Here is a 24469-nt window from a genome sequence, read left to right as displayed (position 1 = left end):
GTGCGCTTTAACCACAACATGAGATGTATTGAAATGAAAATTTGTAAGAGACGACTGATGAAGATCACGAACTTTAACCACAACATGAGATGTATTGAAATTACAGAGATACCGTTTTACCCGTCCAGCTACCGCCTCTTTAACCACAACATGAGATGTATTGAAATATTGCTGGTGGAGTGCTTTTAATTGGATTAGTGTACCTTTAACCACAACATGAGATGTATTGAAATCGGTGACAGTGAGTATGGACAGCAATATAAAGCGGTCTTTAACCACAACATGAGATGTATTGAAATATTTCTGTCCATTCACCTTCTGGCATAGATATTGTACTTTAACCACAACATGAGATGTATTGAAATTGATATGGCGGTGGTGGCGTAAACGACCAGTAGTAGCTTTAACCACAACATGAGATGTATTGAAATTAGGATAGCGGTGTGAACCCATTATATAGGCTCTCTCTTTAACCACAACATGAGATGTATTGAAATTATCCCCGGACTAATCCGGGAAAAAGGTGTTATTTCCTTTAACCACAACATGAGATGTATTGAAATACAGACAGGTCACGGTGCGCTTTAAAGTTGTGCGCCCTTTAACCACAACATGAGATGTATTGAAATTAGAGTGCGAACACCGTATCTCCGTCCTCGTCTACGCTTTAACCACAACATGAGATGTATTGAAATATTCTGAGTGGCAGTGGACTGGCGATAACTTAGTATCTTTAACCACAACATGAGATGTATTGAAATCGCCGAGCATCCATGATGTTCAAATGGTTGAGGGAGCTTTAACCACAACATGAGATGTATTGAAATTGTGCAGGACCTGCGTACTGAAATTGCTATTGGAGCCTTTAACCACAACATGAGATGTATTGAAATAAATGTTTATTTGTTATGCGAATTTTTATTCATAACCTTTAACCACAACATGAGATGTATTGAAATAGGCAGCTATCAGGGATGAGGTCGCACATGGGTTCACTTTAACCACAACATGAGATGTATTGAAATCATTACGGCAACGGATGTTGTGACGAGTCAGGTTATCTTTAACCACAACATGAGATGTATTGAAATACATTTAGGCTACACCTCTCCATAATGAACATATCACTTTAACCACAACATGAGATGTATTGAAATTGGTATTATGGTTTGAGCAAAAAAATCAGAAACTGCTTTAACCACAACATGAGATGTATTGAAATCTTGGTCTACAGTAATCCCATATTTGTCCGGATTCTCCTTTAACCACAACATGAGATGTATTGAAATTATCCGACCTTGAAGGTAGCCAGTCCCCTATAATATCTTTAACCACAACATGAGATGTATTGAAATAAAGAACTAACCGAAAAGGATATCAAGCTAATTAAACTTTAACCACAACATGAGATGTATTGAAATTCCGTAATGATGTGGAAGTTGTCCGGCTTCGTCCGTCTTTAACCACAACATGAGATGTATTGAAATTTTGCTTCGACTTCACTTCGAGACCGACGCGTAAGACTTTAACCACAACATGAGATGTATTGAAATTTTGAAAATAATATATTAGATGGAACATTTTATGAACTTTAACCACAACATGAGATGTATTGAAATGTGCCGTTTCTCTTCTTGCCGTGTTTCATTCTGTAGCTTTAACCACAACATGAGATGTATTGAAATGAGTGTACAAACTGCTCGAAGGAAATGCCTATTTAGCTTTAACCACAACATGAGATGTATTGAAATATCCAGACTGGGTGGAATGCTTGATGGGCTTTCCTCCTTTAACCACAACATGAGATGTATTGAAATTTTAGTAATCCACCGCCGATAGTTGTATCCCAGAAGACTTTAACCACAACATGAGATGTATTGAAATCCATCGAAGAAACGAAGGAAACATTTTTTGGAATCATCTTTAACCACAACATGAGATGTATTGAAATTCGACTTCAATCTCTTCTTTGTTAACTTTGACTCTGCTTTAACCACAACATGAGATGTATTGAAATAAGACAGGCGCAGGTACAAACGCAGTCGTCGCGCTGCTTTAACCACAACATGAGATGTATTGAAATAGGAAGCTCAAAAACCTGACCGAAAATACACATGATCTTTAACCACAACATGAGATGTATTGAAATTTCGATGCTCGCCTCCTTAATCCCACCACGGTATCCCTTTAACCACAACATGAGATGTATTGAAATTGGGCCATAAGACGCTAGAAATGGTGAAACTGTATGCTTTAACCACAACATGAGATGTATTGAAATATAGGTCGGAGTATGCTCGTTTACTGAGGGATAGCGCTTTAACCACAACATGAGATGTATTGAAATAAAAATATAACGTAGCGCCTGATTTCGGAACGTGGCCTTTAACCACAACATGAGATGTATTGAAATTGTTTTGGGCTGCTGCCTGCGCTCGTTTAGCCTCGCTTTAACCACAACATGAGATGTATTGAAATTAGTGAGGTGTATACATAACCTCTTCTAATTTGATTCTTTAACCACAACATGAGATGTATTGAAATCAAGAATCCAACCAGCAAAGCGCCGAAAAATTGAAACTTTAACCACAACATGAGATGTATTGAAATTATAAGCAGCCTTTGCCCTTTGGCGCGGGCTGGCGTCTTTAACCACAACATGAGATGTATTGAAATCACTATAATGTTGATACCTTGATCTCCCTCAGCCGACTTTAACCACAACATGAGATGTATTGAAATTGTGTAGTCACTGGATTACGGGAGTATTCAATGATGTCTTTAACCACCACATGAAATGATCTGAATATTCTCAGCCTGAAGGCACTGAAGTAGATTTTTTATCCATCCCCAGCATAAGATGTAATCAAATTACTGGAAATTCGCCACCTTCCTATATTATACTGAAAGAGTTTACAATCCGATATTTGGAATACGGTGTTATGATAATCGGGACATGCCTTATACGAAAGATTGGACATGATCGAAACATGAGCTACGGCACAGGACCGTCATAAAGGAGAGCAACGATGTTTGTCATACGGGGAACACAAAAGCTGCTGAAGGAATGGGATATCGAACCACTACAAGTTGATATTTATCCGCCTTTGAATAGTTGGCATGCCAACTTGTTTTTGCTTAATCGGAGAAAAAATATTGTGTTTATGCATGATGCATCCCGCTTGAGTGTCACACTGTTCGGAATCAAAAAGGCGCAGTACAAAAATCTACCAACTCTTTTCGTCCAAGCCTTGAAGGAGCTCATGCTCAGTGAGGGTTTTGATGAACAAATTGTAGAGGCGTACACACAGGAAGGCAAGCAGATGCTGGCTACTACGACGAACAGCCATAGTGTGATGGGAACCTTGGATGAGATTATTTTTGTCATGAAGGAACTGGATATGGAGCATGGATGCGAGTTGGAAAAAAACCAGTGGAATAACCGGATTGTGTTAAAAACGGTTCAATACCAGTATCCGGTCGATGCTTTTAAAGAAGCTTTGGAAAAGCATTATAAACTAGAGAATGTTTAAGAGAATTCATTATTTTTTCTACAATAAGTTCCACTTATTCCCTCTATACTATATAATCTAATATAGTTCTAAAAGACTATATAGAGAGAGGTAAGGGGTAATATGAAGATTAAACTAAGAAATAAAAGCGGGATGATTAAGGAACGCAAAGTGGGTTTTTCTTGGACCACGCTGTTTTTTGGTTTTTTTCCTGCGTTGTTTAGAGGGGATTGGAAGTGGGCTATTATTATTTTTCTGGTATCTCTCCTTACGAGCGGGTTATCCAGCTTTGTATTTTGCTTCATTTATAATCGCTTACATATTAATGATCTGCTGTCCGAAGGCTATGGTCCTGCGACCAAGAAAGCCCAAGCTGTCCTGATTTCCAAAGGATTTCTTGCTGAAAATTATGCTGCTAACGCTGCAAGTTAATTGGAGAGCTGGTCGTTAAACAGAAGTGCCAAAAGAGTATCCACCAAAGTCCATCTGGGCGGGGGATGCTCTTTTTTTACAACTCACAGGAAAGCAAAGCTTGCGATGAAATGAATCATAGCGCAAAAAGCGGCACACTTTGGTAAAATAAAACGATACAGTGTTTGACACCATCGGTCAGACTTAAAAACAGGGGGTACATAACAAAGCATGAAACGGATTATTGAAGTAGCCAAAGAAGCAGGAATCGAAGAAGAGCATCTGGAGACGTATGGAAAATATAAGGCGAAGCTGAATCCGTCCCTGTGGGAGCAGGTGAAGGATCGTCCGAACGGAAAGCTGGTGCTGGTCACGGCAATGAATCCGACTCCGGCGGGAGAAGGAAAAACACTAACGACCATTGGGCTGTCGCAGTCGCTAAATGCGCTGGGGCACAAGACCATAGCTGCGCTGCGGGAACCGTCACTAGGCCCCTGCTTTGGCATGAAAGGGGGAGCAACCGGGGGAGGACAAGCCCAAATTGTTCCGGCCGAGGATATTAATTTGCATTTTACAGGCGATATTCACGCGATTTCGGCGTCGCATAATTTGCTGGCAGCGATGATCGATAATCATTTGTTTCATGGCAATGCTTTGCGCTTGAACCCGGAACGAATCATGTGGAAACGGGCTGTAGATATGAATGACCGGAGTTTGCGAAGCATCGTGACCGGATTGGGAACAGGGAATGGAGCGGTGAGAGAAAGCGGCTTTCTGATTACCTCGGCCTCGGAAGTGATGGCGGTATTGTGTCTGAGTGAAAATATCGACGACCTCAAAGTGCGCTTGGGTCGAATGGTCATCGGATATAACGAAGCGGGCGAAACGGTGACGGCCAAAGATTTGCAAGCCGTGGAAGGCATGGCTGTGCTGCTTCGGGATGCGTTAAAGCCGAATCTGGTGCAAACGCTGGAGGGAACACCCGTCATTGTGCATGGTGGTCCTTTTGCCAATATTGCACACGGATGCAGCAGTCTGATCGGTACGAAGCTGGCATTGAAGCTAGGGGAGGTTGTCGTGACGGAGGCCGGATTCGGGGCTGAGCTGGGGGCAGAAAAGTTTTTTGATATCAAATGCCGTCAGTCCGGTTTGCAGCCGGATGCGGCTGTGCTGGTCGTAACCGCCAAAGCGCTGAAATATAACGGTGGTGTAGCTAAAAATGAACTGGACGTGGAAAATCTGGAGCAATTACAGCTCGGATTAGCCAATATGAATCGGCATGTACGGAATTTGCAAAAATTCGGCGTGCCTGTACTGGTAGCGGTCAACCATTTTGTAACGGACAGCGAAGCCGAATTGGAACTGATTTTCGCGGAATGCCGCAAGCTGGGTGTACCCGCAGAGCTATCGCAGGTGTGGGCACAGGGAAGCCAAGGGGGAGAAAAGTTGGCTCAAAGCCTGCTAAATCTACTCAAAGAGGACAAAGCCCATTTTGCACCGCTGTACGATCATGCGCTTGATCTGCAAGCGAAAATTAGTGTCATTGCGAAGGAGCTTTACGGCGCGGCAGAGGTAGCATATACTCCTGCGGCTAAACGGGCGTTGTCCGGTATGGAGCAGCTTGGCTTTGGACAATTGCCTGTATGCATGGCCAAAACGCCGTATTCTTTTTCAGATCAGCCGTCTCTGCTAGGCGCACCGGAGGGCTTTACGATCCACGTGTCCAGAGTGTCATTGTCCGCTGGAGCAGGCTTCGTGGTCGTGGAAACGGGCAACACAATGACCATGCCCGGTCTACCCAAATCTCCGGCAGCCGAGCATATGTCGCTGGAGCCCGATGGGAGCATTCAGGGGTTGATGTAATATTATTGCGAAAAATGTTAGGCGTTTTACGAAGAAGCGCCGAGCAGCTTGGGCAGTGCGGTGAGCAGTTTTTGGCGGGTCATGGCATCGTTCCAGTTCCAGCGGTCAGCTTCTACGAAATACACCCGGCCTTGACGCACAGCGGGCAGGCTGCGCCAGAGAGCGCTGTTCAGCATGTGATCCAACGTACGTTTGGAGTCTGGAGCAGTGGGAATGAGCATAAAAATACGGTCCCCGGCGTAGTCGGGGAGCTGGTTGGGCTCAATTTCCGCGAAGCCATGTCTTTCGTCAAGAACCTTTTGGATCAGCTCAGCGGGCTGAAAGCCCTGCGGGTGGTAAAGAGCCGCCGCGAAGCCGGACATCCCCATCACAAATAGTCGATCACCATGATCGAAGATGAAGACGGAAGCCGTTTCTCCGACTGTAATTTCTGTGCCGAGTTGCTGCCACATGCTCAGATTACGGGCGGCGAAGGCAGACAGCCATTGTTCGGCTTCGCGTTCCTTGCCAAGCCATGATCCGAGCGTCCGCAGTCGTTCCTCCAGCGTGGCAAAGGAGTTGAAGGTGACGGTGGGCGCAATGCCGGCAATGCGCTCATATTCCTGTTCATCCGAATTGGCGATGATAATCAGATCGGGATCAAGCGCACAGGTCAAGCGGGTATCGAGTGGAAGACCAACATCAGCAATATTTTCCAGACGATGCTTATAGACGCTGTATTCACTGAATCGTAGACTTCCGCCGATGGCTCTGGCCCCTAGCGCGAACAGATCGCCCATCGTTTCTCCATGATAAATAATGCGGCTGGGGCGGCGTGGAATATGGATATGGTGGCCTGTCCAATCCTTGACGCGGACAGAACAGGGAATGTTAAGCGCGTATTGTCCGGGGGGAATCCCGGTCATTTGCCGAAAGCGGCGGTTAAAATAATATTCGTCAGAGAAACCAACTTGACGGGCAATTTCACGTAAAGGCCGTTTGCATTCCAGCAGCAGCCGCTTGGCATGATTCAAGCGCAGCTCAGTGAGGTAATGCAGCGGCTTTTTGCCTGTCCTTTTGCGAAACATTTGCGAGTATTGCCATATGGAAACGTTCGCCTGTTCGGCAAGCTGCTTGACGGAAATTGGTTTCTCATAGTGTTTCTCCATGTAGGTAATGGTGGCCTCAACTGATGCTGGTAATGCCGGACAAGAATTATCCTTATCCTCTACATAGGTTGGGGGTTCCTGCCACAATAGCAGTAACTCCTGCAACCTAATTTGCTGCCGCAACGCAGAAATGGGGTTATGCAGGTGTACCGGTTGATGGGCGCTATGGAATAGCTCTTCGGTCAACCGAATGGACTTGGAAGAAGAGGTAACGATATACTTACGTGACCCCGACAGGAGAGGGCCCTTATATATGGAAGGATTGCTAGTTATATTTTCAACCAGAGCTGTGTCTGATCCTGATTCCGATGGCATGGCGATGACCTCAAACATGAGCTTGTAGTATTCGGGTACAGTTCCATCCAGGGGAGCGATCCGATAGGATTCACCGGGAGTTAGCCAATACCCATGACCCGCATGGAATAGACACTGCTCCGGACCAATGTCCACCATACCTGTGCCACCAATAAACATAAGCAAGCAGTGATATGGAACCGGGTGTGAAGAAGATGCAAATGCAGATTCTGAAAGACCGGAAGATTGTACTTCGGCAGGCCTGCGAACCAACCCTATGTGCTTTTGTCTAATTTAGTTATTTAATAAAGAGGAAATATTGTTTTCGCAGAAGTACAATTTATAAACTAAGAAACAGGGAATGGCCTCCACCGGATGGAAGGGATTTGAAAATAATGAGTGAGAAGATAAGCAGGTACATTACTGTAGAACGAGCTATACAAATAGCTGAGGATTACAAGAAAAAGTATAATCTTTCTGGAACCATAGATATTACGAAGGAACGAACTGCAAAATTTTATTATCAATTTGATCGTTTCAATGCTCCTGTTTGGCTTGTATTAGTAAGTATCATACCAACTATATTTGAAGCAGACAATGAATATACTATTGTGATTTCAGATGCAGAAGCAAAGGTTAAATATCTTATTGATCCTAATATAAGCTTTATTCGAGAAATCCAGGGGTGGTGGTGATGGGAAGCACCATCCGACTGCGCAGTGGCTCCAAATGTAACTATTTACTTTCAGTGCAGCTTATATAAAGATTTTTTGGAATGCACTCAATTTAACTTTGTACAAAACACAAACACACGGATAAGCCAGCTGTCCCGGTTCTATCCGTGTGTTTTGTTCTGTCGCAACGTCCTGTCTGATCGCTCTACTTCTACTCCCGATCCGCAATAATTAACTGAATATCGTGCTCCCGCACATATTCCTGATACGTGTTATCCGGCATTGTGTCTGTGACGATATAATGAATCTGATCCAGACTGCAATAGGTCATGAGCGCGTATTTGTCGAACTTATAGTGGTCCACCAGCAAGAAAACCTCCGAGCTTTTTTCGACCACTACCTGCTTGATCTCGCTCTCCAGAGGAGAGGAATTGGTGACCCCATTGGCAATGGAAATGCCGGTAGAAGCCATGAACGCTTTGTTAATGTTATAGGATTTTAAGAGTTCAATATTTTTGAAACTGGCAAAAGATTTGGTTTTCCGCTCCAGCATACCGCCTGTCGAAATGACATTCAAACCCGGAAACGGGAAAGAGTCGATCATAAAATCAAAATTGTTAGTGATAATCGTCAGTTGCTTGTTTTTGAGAAATTCGATCATTTCCAGCGTCGTGGTTCCCGAATCTATGAAAATAATATCCCCGTCTTCCACATAGCTTGCCGCCGCTTTGGCGATGAGTGTCTTCTCCTGCTGGTGCCGTGTGATTCGGTCGTTAAAAGGCTCCAGTGTCGTATGATTAACCGCCACACCTCCATATACCTTTTTAAGCTCACCACGTTCCACGAGCTCCTGAACATCGCGACGAATCGTATTTTTGGAAACATCAAATACATTAACTAACTCATCTAATGAAACCGTCTGGTGCTCAAAAACATATTCCTGAATTTGTTTAATGCGTTTCGTCTTTAACATGTAAATCCACCTTTTAATTTGGTAAATGAGAGCGATTATTGCAATTGAACAGCGGTAAAAGGTTCTCTTACATTCATTATAACAACATTTAACCAAAACTTAATCATTTTTTTGTGTTTTATGTTTATTTCGATACATATCCGTAATTTGGATAGATAAATTTATAAAAAGTTCAAATTACATATTGACTGAAAGCGCTTCAAATATTATGATATTATCAGATTATGATCAAAACATAACAAAAAGATAACAACCAAACGATGAAAAGAGGGATGAACACCATGGTTTAGCACCCCTGTGAATGAATTTTGTCCCAATATAACCAAGAGATTACTTCAGCATCAACCAAATAGCGGCAGGGAGGAACAATGTATGTCTGAAGCACGGAAACTGAAAAACTACATTAACGGAGAATGGGTAGAGAGCAAAACAACACGTTATGAGGAAGTATACAATCCAGCTACGAAAGAGGTTGTAGCGCTGGTACCGATTTCGACGCAGGAGGATATAGATTACGCGGCTGAGGTTGCGGCCCGTACTTTTGAACAATGGAAGAAGGTTCCTGTCCCGCGCCGCGCCCGCATTTTGTTTAATTACCAACAGTTGCTCATACAGCACAAAGAAGAGCTGGCTCGCTTGATCACGATTGAGAACGGTAAAAATACATCGGAAGCACTGGGCGAAGTAGGGCGTGGGATCGAAAATGTAGAGTTTGCCGCTGGAGCGCCTACCTTGATGATGGGTGACTCGTTGGCGACAATTGCAACAGATGTGGAAGTAGCGAACTATCGATATCCGATAGGAGTGGTTGGCGGCATTGCCCCTTTTAACTTCCCGATGATGGTACCGTGCTGGATGTTCCCGATGGCGATTGCGCTGGGAAATACGTTTATTTTGAAGCCTTCCGAGAGAACGCCGCTGTTAACTGAAAAGCTGGTGGAGCTGTTTACGGAAGCCGGACTGCCAAAGGGTGTATTTAACGTGGTGTACGGCGCTCATGATGTGGTCAACGGCATTTTGGATCATCCGCAGATCAAGGCGATTTCCTTTGTCGGCTCCAAGCCGGTAGGGGAATATATCTACAAGCGTGGTAGTGAAAATCTCAAACGTGTTCAGGCTCTTACGGGAGCGAAAAACCATACCATTGTGCTGAATGATGCGGATCTGGACGATACGGTGACGAACATTATAGCTTCGGCTTTTGGTTCAGCAGGTGAGCGCTGTATGGCATGCGCCGTGGTTACTGTGGAGGAAGGAATTGCGGACGCACTTCTAGCCAAGCTGACAGAAAAAGCAGGCAGCCTGAAAATCGGCAACGGGCTGGATGATGGGGTGTTCCTCGGTCCGGTCATTCGGGAAGAAAATCAGCAACGAACCATTCGCTACATTGAAAAAGGCATTGAAGAAGGAGCCACTTTATTGTGTGATGGGCGTGAACGTGTGTCGGACGAGGGCTTTTTTATCGGACCAACGATTTTTGATGGCGTAACTACGGACATGACGATCTGGAAGGAAGAAATTTTTGCTCCTGTGCTGTCCATTATCCGTGTGAAGCATCTCCAGGAAGCGGTAGACATTGCCAACCAATCTGAATTTGCAAATGGAGCATGTATTTTCACTACGAATGCGTCAGCGATTCGTTATTTCCGTGAAAATATCGACGCAGGCATGCTGGGCGTAAATCTGGGTGTACCCGCACCGATGGCTTTCTTCCCTTTCTCGGGATGGAAATCCTCATTCTTCGGAACACTACCTGCCAATGGCAAGGATGGGGTAGAATTTTATACCCGCAAAAAGGTTGTGACAGCGCGGTATCCCAAGCCTGTTTTTGAGTGAGGGGGGAGTAGAGAGATGAGCAAATTGCTGCGAAAACCAGGCACGAATAACGAAGCTCCAACAACTACACCAACTACGAAAACGGGGACCCTCGTCCATGATGTAACAGCGAGTAATTCGCCATTATCCTATATCGGTTTTAAAATCGTGGATTTGGCTCCGGGTGAAGTGTACGCCGAGGAGCTGGGCAAAAACGAATGCTGCATTGTGGCGGTCACAGGCCGCATTCATGTTACCGCGCAGGGAGAAACTTATGAGAATATAGGCACGCGAACCAGTGTGTTTGAGAAAATACCGACCGATAGCGTGTATGTATCCAATGACCGTACTTTTCAGGTAGAGTCGGTCACGCCAGCCCGGATTGCATTATGCTACTCTCCTTCGACCAAGCAGCTACCAACCCGGCTCATTCAGGCTGCGGATAATCAGGTGGAGCATCGGGGGCAGTATCATAATCAACGCACGGTACACAACATTTTACCGGATTCTGATCCGGGCGCGAACAGTCTGTTAGTGGTTGAAGTATTCACGGATAGCGGGAACTGGTCCAGCTATCCTCCGCATAAGCATGACCGGGATCGTCTGCCAGATGAATCATTGCTGGAAGAAACCTATTATCATGAAATCAACCCGCCGCAGGGCTTTGTGTTTCAGCGTGTTTATACCGATGACCGTTCGCTGGATGAGACGATGACTGTGGAGAACGGCGATGTGGTCATTGTACCGAAGGGATATCATCCGGTAGGTGTACCGGACGGTTATACGTCCTATTATTTGAATGTCATGGCTGGACCGACGCGTATATGGAAGTTTCATAATGATCCTGCGCATGAGTGGATATTGAAGCGTTAACCGGAGAGGAGAGAAACGACCCGTGAAATATGAATTCAACAGCTCCACAGAGAGAGAATATGATCTGATTGCCATCGGTCGAGCTTGTATTGATCTGAACGCAACGGAATATAACCGCCCGATGGAAGAAACGATGACGTTTACCAAATATGTAGGGGGTTCCCCGGCGAATATCACGATTGGGGGTTCCAGGTTGGGCTTGAAGGCCGGATTTATTGGCAAAATTGCTGATGACCAGCATGGACGTTTTATTGAGAAATACATGCGCAACACAGGCATTGATACCTCCAATATCGTGGTAGATCAGGAAGGGCACAAGACCGGGCTGGCTTTTACCGAAATTAAAAGTCCGGATGAATGCAGTATACTGATGTACCGTCAGGATGTGGCGGATTTGTACCTGACCCCGTCCGAGGTGGATGAGGAATATATCCGCAAAGCCAAGCTGCTGCTCGTGTCGGGGACGGCATTGTCCAAAAGTCCCTCCCGCGAGGCGGTGCTAAAAGCGGTAAGTCTGGCACGGAAAAATGACGTTAAAGTGGTGTTTGAGCTGGATTACCGTCCGTATTCGTGGGCCACACCGGAGGAAACGGCAGTGTACTACGCACTGGTTGCCGAGCAGTCAGATGTAGTTATAGGCACTCGTGACGAATATGACGCTTTGGAAAATCGAGCGGTTGACGGTGATCAGCAGGAGCAGGGAGAGCAAGCCAATGAGCAGACGATTCGCTATCTGTTTCAGCATTCACCGGAGTTAATCGTGATCAAGCATGGGGTCAAAGGCTCCTACGCTTATACCAACACAGGAGAAACGTTCAGCGGCCGAGCCTATAAGACGAAGGTTTTAAAGACATTTGGTGCAGGCGATTCCTACGCCTCCGCGTTCCTGTATGCACTCTTGCGGGGCAAGGATATTGAAACGGCTCTTAAATTCGGCAGCGCCTCGGCTTCTATTGTGGTGAGCAAGCACAGTTCTTCCGATGCCATGCCGACAGCCACAGAGATCGAGCAACTGGTCGCGGAGAATGAAGCCAAACAGTACAGATAGGAGGAGAGCAGACGATGCGAACGATTCGTTTGACGACCGCACAAGCGTTAATACGCTTTTTGAATCAGCAATATGTGCATATCGATGGCCGAGAGTTTCCATTTGTAGAAGGTATATTTAACATTTTCGGACACGGAAACGTACTGGGCATCGGACAGGCGCTGGAGCAGGAATCAGGTCACTTGAAGATTATTCAGGGGAAAAATGAGCAGGGCATGGCCCACGCAGCTATTGCATACAGCAAACAGCTACTGCGGCAAAAAATATACGCAGTCACGACATCTGTCGGACCGGGCGCAGCTAATTTGGTGGCTGCCGCAGGTACAGCGCTGGCGAATAACATCCCTGTGCTGCTGCTGCCGGGGGACACCTTTGCTACCCGCCAGCCTGATCCGGTGTTACAGCAGGTAGAGCAGGAGCATAGCGCAGCCATCACGACCAATGACGCGCTGCGGCCCGTGTCCCGCTATTGGGATCGCATCACCCGCCCCGAGCAGCTTATGTCCAGCCTGATTCGGGCGTTCGAAACGATGACGAATCCGGCCACGGCAGGACCAGCGACGATCTGTATTTCTCAGGATGTGGAGGGCGAAGCGTTCGATTACGAAGAATCGTTTTTTAGTAAGCGCATTCATTATATCGACCGCAAGCTGCCGTCCGAACGGGAAATGCAGGGTGCGGCAGATATTTTAAAGGCGAGCCGCAAGCCCGTGATTCTGGTCGGCGGCGGTGCTAAATACTCTGAGGCACGCGAAGCTTTGATCGTGCTGTCCGAGCAATACCAGATTCCGCTGGTCGAAACACAGGCCGGGAAATCGACGGTGGAAAGCACGTTTGCAAACAACCTGGGCGGCGTGGGTATCACCGGAACGGCAGCAGCAAATGCGGCGGTGAGACAGGCGGATCTGATCATCGGGATTGGCACGAGATACACCGATTTTGCCACATCCTCGAAAACGGCTTTTGAGTGGGATACGACCCGGTTCCTGAATATCAATGTCAGTCGTATGCAAGCGTACAAACTGGATGCATTTCAGATTGTCGCAGATGCCAAAACAACGCTGGAACAGCTTGGCTCCCGGTTGGAAGGCTACACAAGCACGTGGGGAGACACCATTTCACAGTTGAAGAAGGATTGGTTAGCCGAACGTGACCGTCTAAGTCGAGTAACCTTTAGTCGAGAAGGCTTTACACCAGAGGTGAAAAACCAGTTTACACAGGAAGTGCTAAATGAATATGCGGACGCTCTCCAGACCGAATTGCCGCAAACGACGGCTTTGATCGCAGTCAACGATACGATTGCGCCAGACAGTATCATCATTAGCTCAGCCGGATCTTTGCCGGGGGATTTGCAGCGCGTATGGAATCCTGCCGTCCCGAACACCTATCATCTCGAATATGGTTACTCCTGCATGGGGTATGAGGTATCCGGCACGTTGGGACTGAAATTGGCGGAACCGGATAAGGAAGTATACTCCATTGTAGGTGATGGCAGCTTCCTGCTGCTGCATTCCGAACTGATTACTTCGATTCAATACAATCAGAAAATCAACATTGTGCTATTCGACAATTCGGGCTATGGCTGTATTAACAATTTGCAGATGGAGCATGGCAGCGGCAGCTACTATTGTGAATTCCGTACACATGACAATCAGATTCTCAATATAGATTATGCCAAAGTAGCCGAAGGCTATGGAGCGAAGACTTACCGTGCCAATACGGTAGAGGAATTAAAAGCAGCGCTCGAAGACGCGAAAACCCAGACGGTTTCCACACTCATTGAACTGAAGGTGCTACCGAAGACAATGACGGACGGCTATGATAGCTGGTGGCATGTCGGTGTAGCCGAGGTATCCGATTCAGACAGCGTTCAGCAGGCGTATGAGGCCAAAGAGAAAAAGCTGGAAAACGCCAAACAATACTAGGAAGGAAGGTCTGGCTCATGTCTATTTTGTGGGGGATTGCCCCGATTGGCTGGCGCAATGATGATATACCTGAAATCGGGGCAGACAACACGCTTCAGCATCTACTTAGTGACATTGTCGTTGCCGGATTTGACGGAACTGAGGTAGGCGGTTTTTTCCCTGAACCCCAAATTCTGAATAAAGAATTGCAGCTACGCAATCTGAAAATTGCCGGACAGTGGTTCAGCAGCTACATCATTCGTGACGGTATCGAGGAAGCAGCGGCGGCTTTCCACAAGCATTGTGCTTATTTGCAGCAGGTACATGCCAGTGTGGCAGTTGTTTCCGAGCAAACATACAGCATACAAGGCACAGGCCGATGTGTCTTTTCCGACAAACCTTATTTTACAGATGAAGAATGGAGCCAATTGTGCCAGGGACTGAATGAGCTGGGCAGGATTGCAGAGCAATATCAGTTAAAGCTGGTATTTCATCATCATATGGGAACGGGTGTGCAGACGCTGGAAGAAGTAGATCGTCTCATGGCAAATACCGACCCGAAGTATGTACATTTGCTCTATGATACAGGCCATATTTATGTGTCAGACGGAGACTACTTGACGCTGCTGCATCGGCATATGGATCGTATTCAGCATGTGCATTTCAAGGATGCACGCAAGAAAGTGCTGGATAGCTGTAAAAAAGAGAAAAAATCCTTCCGTGACTCCTTCCTGATGGGCATGTTTACGGTCCCTGGCGATGGATGCATTGATTTCAGCAAAGTGTACGAAGTGCTATTGAAGCATCAGTACAGCGGCTGGATTGTTGTCGAAGCGGAACAGGACCCGGCGATTGCGCATCCTCTGGAGTACGCGTTGATCGCCCGCAAATATATTAATGAAGCTTTGCTTGCTCATACTATAGGGATGACAGAGGAGAGGTGAACGAATTGAGTAACGGGGCAGTTCAAAATACATTTTTGCGCAAGATCGTCATCATTTCTACCTTGGGTGGCCTGCTGTTCGGATATGACACTGGAGTTATTAACGGTGCGCTTCCTTACATGTCAGCCAAAGATCAGCTTAATCTTACAGCGCTTACACAAGGTTTAGTTGCCAGTGCGCTGCTGTTCGGCGCTGCGTTCGGTGCAGTGTTCGGCGGCAGATTATCCGATTACAACGGTCGCAGAAAAAATATACTGTTCCTCGCTATCTTGTTCTTTATCTCCACGCTTGGCTGTACGCTCGCACCGAACATCACGGTGATGATTATATGCCGCTTTATGCTCGGGTTAGCTGTTGGTGGCGCATCCGTAACCGTGCCTTCATATCTGGCGGAAATGTCTCCCGCAGACAGGCGCGGCCGGATCGTCACCCAAAACGAATTAATGATCGTAAGTGGTCAGTTGCTTGCTTTTATTTTCAATGCTATTCTCGGTACAACGATGGGCGAGCATCCACATGTATGGCGTTATATGCTCATCATTGCAGCGCTACCCGCCTTATTCCTGTTCTTCGGTATGCTGCGTGTACCAGAAAGTCCACGCTGGCTTGTATCCAAGGCCAGAAATGATCAGGCTCTGGACGTATTGAAAACAATTCGTAATGAACAGCAGGCATCCAGCGAATTGCTAGAAATCAAAACCAATCTGGCAGAAGAGTCTGATATCCAAAAAGCAGGTTTTAAGGATTTGGCGGTTCCCTGGGTACGTCGTATTTTGCTTATCGGTATTGGTATCGCGGTGGTTCAGCAGATTACAGGCGTGAACTCCATCATGTATTACGGCACCGAAATATTAAAAAATGCGGGGTTTGCAACCCAGGCCGCTCTGATAGGCAACATTGCTAACGGTGCGATTTCCGTACTGGCGACCTTTGTAGGGATATGGCTACTCGGCAAAGTGGGCCGTCGTCCAATGCTCATGACGGGGCTGATCGGGACCACCTCGGCGCTGCTGCTCATTTCCATTTTCTCCAGCACGTTAGCAGGATCACCTGCTCTGCCTTATGTAGTATTGGCATTGACCGTCACGTTCCTTGCTTTCCAACAGGGAGCCATTTCTCCGGTCACCTGGCTGATGCTGTCGGAAATATTCCCGCTTCGTTTGCGTGGCTTTGGTATGGGACTAACCGTTTTCTTCCTTTGGATTGTGAACTTTATTATTGGCTTGTTGTTCCCGGTTTTGCTCGGGGGCTTGGGATTATCCACAACATTTTACATTTTCGTCGTACTTGGCATTCTCGCAATCCTGTTCGTTAAAAAATTCCTGCCAGAAACGAAAGGGCTTACATTGGAGCAAGTCGAGCATAATTTCCGTAATCACGGCAAGCAGCCCGTTGCTGGCAAGCATCTTGAAGAGATCGTGCAAATGAAATAATCGTACAGATGAATTAGAGGAGGAGCAACAACATGACATTAAATATTGGAGTTATTGGAACGGGAGCCATTGGACGCGAGCATATCAGACGAATTACCAACAACCTGTCCGGAGGTAAAATTGTAGCAGTCACAGACGTGAACCCGGAAGCTGCCAAAAGTGCGGTTGAGCAATTCAAGCTGGATGCCGTCGTGTACCCGGATGATAAATCACTGGTTGCTGCAACCGATGTAGACGCGATCATTATTACGAGCTGGGGACCTGCACATGAGGCGAGTGTGCTGGCGGGGATTGCGGCAGGAAAATACGTTTTTTGTGAAAAGCCCCTGGCTACGACAGCCGAAGGCTGCAAAAGCATCGTGGAAGCAGAGATCAAGCATGGCAAGCGACTGGTTCAAGTGGGTTTTATGCGCCGATATGACCGGGGCTACGAGCAATTGAAGCAAGCGATTGACAATCGTTTTATCGGAGAGCCGCTCATGATCCGCGCCGCACACCGGAATCCGGAAGTAGACGATAACTACACGACTGACATGGCGATTACCGATACGCTGATTCACGAAATAGATGTGCTGCACTGGCTTGTCGATGATGATTATACCTCCGTACAGGTCGTATATCCTAAGAAAACGCGCCATGCATCTAGCCATTTGAAGGACCCTCAAATTATTATGCTGGAAACCAAAGGCGGGATCGCTATTCAAGCCGAGGTGTTCGTGAATTGCAAATACGGATATGACATCCAATGTGAGATTATTGGTGAAGAGGGTGTAGCGAAGCTGCCAGAGGTGCCGGGTATTGTGTACCGCAAGGAAGCTCAACTGGGCGTGAATTTGCTGATGGATTGGAAGCAACGCTTTATAGATGCCTATGACCGGGAGTTGCAGGATTTCATTGATTCGATCAAGGCAACAGGCGAACCGAAAGGCCCAACCTCATGGGACGGCTACATTGCCGCAGTGACAGCCGATGCGTGTGTGAAGGCACAAGCAAGCGGAGTTAAGGAAGCGGTTACAATCGGAGATAAGCCAGCCTTCTACCAAAATGTCGTTCATCAATAATCACAACAAAAGACTTATAACAAAAATTTGTGAGGGACTTCAAGCGGCGACATAGCAAAGGGGGGCGCTTCATAGCTGTTCATTCGAAATCGGGATTTAACAGCGATTGGAAGAATCATCCGACCCCGTAGCGCCTTAGATGCTCATATGCTTGTCTGGTACAGCTTTTGATGTAAGGCTAAAAAATCATCACAAAAAATGGAGGAATGAAACATGAAATTAGCGTTGGACCCAACCCTGTACAAAAATATCCCGTTGAAAGAAATGGTAGATAAAACGGCGCAATTGGGCTATGACTACATTGAATTGTCACCTCGTGAGGACTTCTGTCCATTTTACAAATATCCCAAGGTCGATAAGGCTCAGATTAAAAATCTGAAAAAGTGGCTAAACGACGCAGGAGTGAAAATTTCATCGTTGCTACCGCTATATTATTGGGCCGGACCGGACGAAGATCGCCGCGAGGCCGCCGTGCGGAACTGGAAGCGTGCCATTGAAATCGCGGTGGAGCTGGATGTGGACCTGATGAACAGCGAATTTAACGGCTCCAAGTTTAACGCGGATATTTGCGAGGAAAAGTTTATCAAATCCATGGATGAGCTGCTTCCGGTTTTTGAGAGGGAAGGCGTGAAATTGAATCTGCAAGCACATCCGTATGATTTTATCGAAACCAATCAGGGTGCAGTGGATATGATTCGGGCGCTCGACAAACCTTGGATTAACCTGGTGTATTCAACGGCGCATACCTTTTTCTATGATGATGGGATTGGCGATATTGCGCCCATGTTCGACTATGCAGGCGACCGCCTGACGCATGTACTGTTTGCGGATACATTTAACCACAAAGCCGCTGACGGCCTGCGTTATATCGTCAACCCTCCCGGCGTCGAAGCGACGGTGCATCAGCATTTGAACATTGGCGAGGGAGAAGTGGATTTTGACACCATCTTCCGTAAGTTAAAAGAGATGAAATTCGACGGAATTGCCACCAACTCCGTATTTGCCTGGATGGAAAAGGCAGATGAATCCAGCACCTTTATGCTGAACAAAATCAAAGATGGTTTGGGACTTGCGTCACCGACGAAATGATCAAGGCAATAACCGAGACTTGAAGATATTTTACGAAACGCCGGGACTGACCCGTTCGAGCTGCGGCTGCGGCGTTTCCTCATAACAGGAGAGAGGTGCAGACGATGAAGCTATGTTTTAATCAGGCGACGACCCTGCGAAATTCCAATCTGGTGAAGGATTTGCAGCTTTGTGAGCAGCACGGCTACGACTACATTGAAATTCGCACGATGGATAAATTACCGGAATATTTGCAGGATCATACGATTGACGATTTGGTAGCGTATTTCAACACACATCATATTAAACCGTTGGCGTTCAATGCGTTAGTCTTTTTCAACAATCGTGACGAAGCCGGATATCAGGAAATCATTCGTGAATTTAAAGAAATGCTAGTTACAGGCCAAAAACTGGGGATTCAATACATCGTAGCCGTTCCGCTGGTGACAGAAGAAAAAATACGCAAAGAGGATATTCGTCAAAGCGCTGTGTCTGTTTTGAAAGAGCTGTCGGATTTAGCTGAGCCTTACGGCATCCGTATAGCGGTCGAGTTTGTGGGGCATCCGCAATGTACAGTCAATACATTTGGTCAGGCTTACGATATTGTCGAGGCGGTGGATCGGGCTAATGTCGGGCTAGTGCTGGATTGTTTCCATTTCCATGCGATGGGTTCACGTTTGGAGGATTTGCAAAAGGCGGACGGCTCGAAAATATTTATTTTACACATTGACGACACCGAGGATTTCCCAATTGGTTTTCTGACCGATGAGGACCGGGTATGGCCGGGACTTGGCGCCATTGATTTGGAAAGCATTTTGTCCACTTTAAAAGGAATTGGCTTCTCGGACGTTGTATCGGTGGAGCTATTCCGGCCTGAATATTATGAGCTGGATGCCGAGGAAGCCATCCGGACGGCCAAAGAGACAACCATTCAGGCGGTGTCCGGCGTTTATGAGATTCGGCAGGAAGTCAGATAATCGGTCAGATGATCTGGAAATAGAGATACCCGGAAAGGAGGGCCACTATGCCGTTGCCATTCGTGTCCATGAAAGAGATGCTGCTCCAAGCCAAAGACGAGAAATATGCGGTGGGACAGTACAATTTAAACGGTTTACAATGGGCTAAAGCGATTTTACAGGCAGCCGAGGAAGAGCATGCCCCCGTCATTGTGGCTGCTTCCGACAGGCTGGTAGAATATTTGGGAGGCTATCGGACGATTGCAGTGATGGTCAGCGCCTTAATGGAGGAAATGTCGATTACCGTTCCGGTGGCGCTTCATTTGGATCATGGCAGGACGGTAGAGAACTGCAAGCGGGCGATGGAGGCCGGGTTCAGCTCGGTGATGATTGACGGTTCTCATGATCCGATTGATGTCAATATAGCGATGACCCGGCAAGTCGTAGATTATGCGCGTTCCTATGGAGTCTCTGTGGAAGCAGAGGTCGGTACGGTCGGAGGCATGGAAGACGGGCTGGTAGGTGGAATCCGGTATGCGGATGCGCAGGAATGCTCACGTATGGTGCAGGAAACCGGAATCGACGCATTGGCGGCCGCCCTTGGCTCGGTTCACGGGCCGTATCAGGGAGAGCCCAAGCTGGGCTTTGCTGAAATGAAGCATATTTCGGAATTGACGGGCATCCCGCTTGTACTGCATGGCGGTTCCGGCATCCCTGAGCATCAGATTACCAAGGCGATTGGGCTGGGTCACGCTAAAATCAACGTCAATACCGAATGTATTCAGACTTGGGCTGAGGCTGTTCGTAACGTATTAACGAGTGATTCCCATGTCTATGATCCGAAGACTATTCTCACACCGGGTACGGCAGCGATTACTGCTGTGGTCAAAGGGAAGATGCAAGAGTTTGGCACGAGTCATAAGGCAGATGCGCGTTTTACCGTGTAATGCGATTAGAGAACACAGCCTTCAAAGTAATTTCAAAGCTGCTTCCTGTGCGGATTTTACCGTGTAGGGAACGGCTTTTTTTCGTGCGCAAAAAGTAGGCAAAATGTATCGATTTTTATGTTCCATAGTATACAATGTATTTTTATACATTATTAATGAAAAAGGTTTTGTAATGGGATTGCTTTTTACATATGTTTTACTGGGCTTTTCTATAGCACTGCCTGTGGGTACGATTACGGTTGAGATGACGAAACAAGGGCTAAAGAACGGGTTTATGCATGGATGGATTGTGGGCCTTGGAGGAATGACAGTTGATTTTATTACTAAACGTTATTCTCTTCATACAAAAATGGGTTGCTCGTAGCTATTTCATCTGGAAATCTGGTGTTCTGATTCATGATTTAGGATTAATGAGTATCGTAGCAACTACTCGAAAAGCGATGAATCGAATGGCAATTAAATGGGTCACGATCAGTGCCGTAGTTGTTTTAATCGGTTTTTATGTATTTTTGGTATGAATTTATCATTAGTGTTCAAAAGCTTTTGTAGCAATACAAATCGCCATCCAAGCTTTCAAGCTTGTCATGCCAGTCTGCATAAATCGAACAAGTCCTTCATAGACATGTACTAATTCATTTAAAACATGTGCTGAAGGGGTTGATGATATGCGCCGGATTTCATGGATGCTTGCCATGGTCATGTGTGTAACGCTGCTGCTGGCCGGGTGCGGCAAGAAGAGCGCGGATGATGTGGTTAAAGATTTGAGTGACGTGGTGAGCGACCTGAACAGCTACCACGGTACAGCTTTGATGACGCTGCATACCGGCGACACGCCACAGGAGTACAAGGTGGACATTTCCTACCGCAAGCCTTCCTATTACCGAATTGCCATGACGAACGAGAAAAAGGATGTTACTCAGATCGTGTTGCGAAATGATGAGGGTGTATTCGTATTGACGCCCAGTCTGAATAAGAGCTTCCGCTTTAAAAGCGATTGGCCGAACAACCAGGGCCAGGTATATTTGTATGAAACGCTGGTTCGCAGTATTATCGGCGATGCTTCACGTCAACTGGCTTCGGACGATAAATCCTATGTATTCGATGTAGCGGCAAACTACAACAGCCACGCGCTGGTAAGGCAAAAAATATGGCTGTCCAAAAATAACTATGCACCCACTCAGGTACAGGTATCTGATGCGAACGCCAAGGTAGTTGTGGATTTGAAATTCGATCAATTTGCGTTTGATACGAAGTTCGACAAGGACTCTTTTGATATGGAGCGCAATATGGCTTCTGGAAAAACAGGCAAGGGAAATGGAGGAACGCCTTCAGCCGGAGCAGTGGATTCCAGCGGTCAGTTTGATCCTTCCGGTACGATTGATGGTGTGACAGGTGTGACGTCCAGCGAACCCGGACAAGAGCAGGGAACAGCAGGAGAGAAGGCACAGCCGCCGTCAGGAGAAGCGTCGGTGGATGGATCTGCCACAGGCGATACGTCAAAACCGGGTAGCGCGGACACGACGGGCAGCACAGATACGGAGACGAAGCCGGGTACAACGGGCAACACAGAGGCGCAACAGCAAACTACGGGCGCATCTGATGCAGCAACAGGGACATCGGCAGGCACGGATGCTGCTGAAGCTGTGATGGGTGAGTTTGGCCTGATTGAACCGTCCTATACGCCGACCGGGGTACAGATCAAGGACACACCGGAGCTGGAGGACAATGGTACACATGCGGTGATGCTGCGGTATAGTGGAACGTATAACTATACAATTGTGGAGGCGCGTCCGAAAGATCGGGCCGTATCATTGGCCGCCGGTGAACTGGTCGATATTGGAGGAAGCTTTGCCGTTCTGACAGGTAGCGAGCAGCAGACGATGACCTGGATGAATGACGGCATAGAGTTCCGTATTACCAGTGCTGACCTGCCCGTGAGCGAAATGATACAAATTGCCGCTTCTATACAGGATCAATCGGGTAAATAAAACTTTATAGACGGATGCAGACGGTTTAGAGTGTATTTTACTCTGCTTCCGCCCGTATCCGTCTTTTGTTCATTCGAGGTCTGGAGGTGTGCACCGCTCGCTTGGGAGTCATGTTCTTTGTGGAGGATGCTGGCAAACGCCATCTGCCATTGACAGCCACGTTTCTGAACATTACCATTAACCTTTGGAAGTAAGGACTTTGCCACATTCCGAATGGTAAAAGGTATGTTACAGGCTAACAATTGAAGAAGGTGACTGGATTTTGCAAGCACAATACAGATCGACCCGGGCCGAAATCAACCTGGATCACCTTGGCGCCAACTATGAGGCTTTTCGCAGGGCATTGCCAGCGGATAAGCTGTTGCTGGCTTGTGTCAAGGCTAATGCCTATGGACACGGTGCCGTGGAAATATCAAAGGAATTGGAACGCCTTGGTGCGGATTACTTGAGCGTCGCTTTTCTGGACGAAGCGCTGGAGCTTCGGCAGGCGGGGATCAGACTGCCTATCCTTGTACTCGGTTATACTCTGCCCGAAGCTGTGCAGACGGCTTGGGAGCACGATATTACACTGACTGTGTTCAGTGAAGAAGTGCTGGAGAGTATTCGCAGACTGGACCGCAAAGGAAGCGAACGCAAGCTGAAGGTGCACATCAAAATAGACAGCGGCATGGGACGACTGGGCATGCTGCCTGGAGAAGAGGCAGTTGCATTTGTCCGGCAGACTCACCAGTTGGAGCAAGTGCTGCTGGAAGGCATGTACACCCATTTTGCCCGTGCGGATGAACAAGACAAAAGCTATACACTGCAACAGTATAATCGGTTTCAGGGCGTGGCGGAAGCGCTAAGGGAACAAGGCATCACCATTCCCATTATACATACGGGCAACAGCGCGGCCACCATTGATACCCCTGCGCTTTCCCCCAATATGGTGCGGATTGGCATCAGTATATACGGCCTGTATCCGTCCGATGAGGTTAACCGGCAAGCCATTGAGCTGCTGCCTGTATTGTCATTGAAGACGGCAGTGGTTTATACCAAGACGCTCCCTCCCGGCTGGGGGGTTAGCTATGGCACCCGGTACGTGACCTCCGACGAAGAGCGAATTGGCACACTGCCGATTGGCTACGCGGATGGATACTCCCGCATGCTGAGTGGGAACATCGAAGTGTTGATACGTGGCCGCCGCGTCCCGGTGCTCGGCACCATTTGCATGGACCAGTGTATGGTATCCTTACAATCTTTCGCAGAGGATGCGGAAGAAATTCAAATCGGCGAAGAGGTTGTTCTCATCGGCCAGCAGTCCGGCGAAACGATTGCGGCGGATGAGCTGGCATCCAAGCTGGGTACCATCCACTATGAGGTGATCTGCATGATCGCACACAGGGTGCCGCGTGTATATACACGGGGAGATATTCCTGTCGTTCGAGTGAATTCGCTTCTTCCAACCCGCTGGGATTAATTTCATGACGCAAATTACCGGATAAAAGCAGGAGTTTTCGCAGAACGTCCCGAAATATGTACAAAGGAAAGAAAAGAGCGCTGTAACTGTCAAAACGA

The 24469-nt window shown here is 47.1% G+C and carries 18 protein-coding genes, 1 pseudogene and 1 CRISPR repeat array (1 of these 20 only partly in view); of the genes and pseudogenes, 17 read left to right on the top strand and 2 right to left on the bottom strand.

Annotation, left to right across the window (positions count from 1 at the left end):
• Positions 1-2742: direct repeats of the CRISPR family, unit length 30 nt; unit sequence CTTTAACCACAACATGAGATGTATTGAAAT (it extends 60 nt beyond the left edge of the window).
• Between the two features lie 287 nt (positions 2743-3029).
• From ACWXW9_RS12240 to ACWXW9_RS12230, 3 genes are all read left to right on the top strand, one after another.
• Positions 3030-3533 (top strand): DUF6933 domain-containing protein, encoded by a 504-nt coding sequence (locus ACWXW9_RS12240; protein ID WP_134910729.1) that lies wholly within the window; start codon positions 3030-3032, stop codon positions 3531-3533.
• A 102-nt stretch (positions 3534-3635) separates the two neighbouring features.
• The gene (locus ACWXW9_RS12235; RefSeq protein ID WP_494929610.1) at positions 3636-3944 is read left to right on the top strand and encodes a hypothetical protein; all 309 of its coding nucleotides are present in this window, start codon (positions 3636-3638) and stop codon (positions 3942-3944) included.
• A gap of 210 nt (positions 3945-4154) precedes the next feature.
• Positions 4155-5786, top strand: a complete 1632-nt coding sequence (locus ACWXW9_RS12230) for a formate--tetrahydrofolate ligase (protein ID WP_494929609.1) — start codon at positions 4155-4157, stop codon at positions 5784-5786.
• A gap of 26 nt (positions 5787-5812) precedes the next feature.
• On the opposite strand, the gene ACWXW9_RS12225 is transcribed toward ACWXW9_RS12230, so the two are convergent.
• A complete protein-coding gene (locus ACWXW9_RS12225) occupies positions 5813-7387 on the bottom strand; it encodes a helix-turn-helix domain-containing protein (protein ID WP_494929608.1) in 1575 nt (524 codons plus the stop codon).
• Positions 7388-7623: 236 nt separating this feature from the next.
• Between ACWXW9_RS12225 and ACWXW9_RS12220 the strand changes: the two genes are divergently transcribed.
• Positions 7624-7923, top strand: a complete 300-nt coding sequence (locus ACWXW9_RS12220; protein ID WP_494929607.1) for a hypothetical protein — start codon at positions 7624-7626, stop codon at positions 7921-7923.
• Between the two features lie 190 nt (positions 7924-8113).
• Here ACWXW9_RS12220 and ACWXW9_RS12215 read toward each other — a convergent pair whose 3' ends face one another.
• The gene (locus ACWXW9_RS12215) at positions 8114-8875 is read right to left on the bottom strand and encodes a DeoR/GlpR family DNA-binding transcription regulator (protein ID WP_494929606.1); all 762 of its coding nucleotides are present in this window, start codon (positions 8873-8875) and stop codon (positions 8114-8116) included.
• Positions 8876-9247: 372 nt separating this feature from the next.
• Between ACWXW9_RS12215 and iolA the strand changes: the two genes are divergently transcribed.
• The 13 genes and pseudogenes from iolA (at position 9248) to alr (ending at position 24371) form a co-directional block, all read left to right on the top strand.
• Positions 9248-10711: a methylmalonate-semialdehyde dehydrogenase gene (gene iolA / locus ACWXW9_RS12210; RefSeq protein WP_494929605.1), complete on the top strand. Its 1464-nt coding sequence runs from the start codon at positions 9248-9250 to the stop codon at positions 10709-10711.
• A 15-nt stretch (positions 10712-10726) separates the two neighbouring features.
• Complete coding sequence (iolB, locus tag ACWXW9_RS12205; RefSeq protein WP_494929604.1) at positions 10727-11563, top strand: 5-deoxy-glucuronate isomerase; 837 nt, start codon at positions 10727-10729, stop codon at positions 11561-11563.
• Between the two features lie 22 nt (positions 11564-11585).
• A complete protein-coding gene (gene iolC / locus ACWXW9_RS12200; RefSeq protein WP_494929603.1) occupies positions 11586-12611 on the top strand; it encodes a 5-dehydro-2-deoxygluconokinase in 1026 nt (341 codons plus the stop codon).
• Positions 12612-12625: 14 nt separating this feature from the next.
• Positions 12626-14536 carry a 3D-(3,5/4)-trihydroxycyclohexane-1,2-dione acylhydrolase (decyclizing) gene (gene iolD / locus ACWXW9_RS12195; RefSeq protein ID WP_494929602.1) on the top strand — a complete coding sequence of 637 codons (1911 nt, stop codon included), beginning with the start codon at positions 12626-12628 and terminating at the stop codon, positions 14534-14536.
• A 17-nt stretch (positions 14537-14553) separates the two neighbouring features.
• Entirely contained in the window at positions 14554-15459 is a 906-nt protein-coding gene (gene iolE, locus ACWXW9_RS12190) for a myo-inosose-2 dehydratase (RefSeq protein ID WP_494929601.1), read from the top strand.
• A gap of 5 nt (positions 15460-15464) precedes the next feature.
• Positions 15465-16892: a sugar porter family MFS transporter gene (locus tag ACWXW9_RS12185; protein ID WP_494929600.1), complete on the top strand. Its 1428-nt coding sequence runs from the start codon at positions 15465-15467 to the stop codon at positions 16890-16892.
• A 32-nt stretch (positions 16893-16924) separates the two neighbouring features.
• Positions 16925-17953, top strand: coding sequence for a bifunctional inositol 2-dehydrogenase/D-chiro-inositol 1-dehydrogenase (gene iolG, locus ACWXW9_RS12180; protein ID WP_494929599.1), 1029 nt, complete (start codon positions 16925-16927; stop codon positions 17951-17953).
• Between the two features lie 213 nt (positions 17954-18166).
• A complete protein-coding gene (locus ACWXW9_RS12175) occupies positions 18167-19042 on the top strand; it encodes a sugar phosphate isomerase/epimerase family protein (RefSeq protein ID WP_192510392.1) in 876 nt (291 codons plus the stop codon).
• A gap of 104 nt (positions 19043-19146) precedes the next feature.
• Positions 19147-19998: a 2-keto-myo-inositol isomerase gene (iolI, locus tag ACWXW9_RS12170; protein WP_494929598.1), complete on the top strand. Its 852-nt coding sequence runs from the start codon at positions 19147-19149 to the stop codon at positions 19996-19998.
• A 53-nt stretch (positions 19999-20051) separates the two neighbouring features.
• Complete coding sequence (gene fba / locus ACWXW9_RS12165; RefSeq protein ID WP_494929665.1) at positions 20052-20924, top strand: class II fructose-1,6-bisphosphate aldolase; 873 nt, start codon at positions 20052-20054, stop codon at positions 20922-20924.
• Positions 20925-21096: 172 nt separating this feature from the next.
• A pseudogene (locus ACWXW9_RS12160) lies at positions 21097-21473 on the top strand (hypothetical protein).
• Positions 21474-21589: 116 nt separating this feature from the next.
• Positions 21590-22912: an outer membrane lipoprotein-sorting protein gene (locus tag ACWXW9_RS12155; protein ID WP_494929597.1), complete on the top strand. Its 1323-nt coding sequence runs from the start codon at positions 21590-21592 to the stop codon at positions 22910-22912.
• A 262-nt stretch (positions 22913-23174) separates the two neighbouring features.
• Positions 23175-24371: an alanine racemase gene (gene alr / locus ACWXW9_RS12150; protein ID WP_494929596.1), complete on the top strand. Its 1197-nt coding sequence runs from the start codon at positions 23175-23177 to the stop codon at positions 24369-24371.
• Positions 24372-24469 lie beyond the last annotated feature (98 nt).

This window comes from Paenibacillus sp. LT-B23 (assembly GCF_059417685.1).
This window is presented reverse-complemented; position numbering and strand designations above follow the sequence as displayed.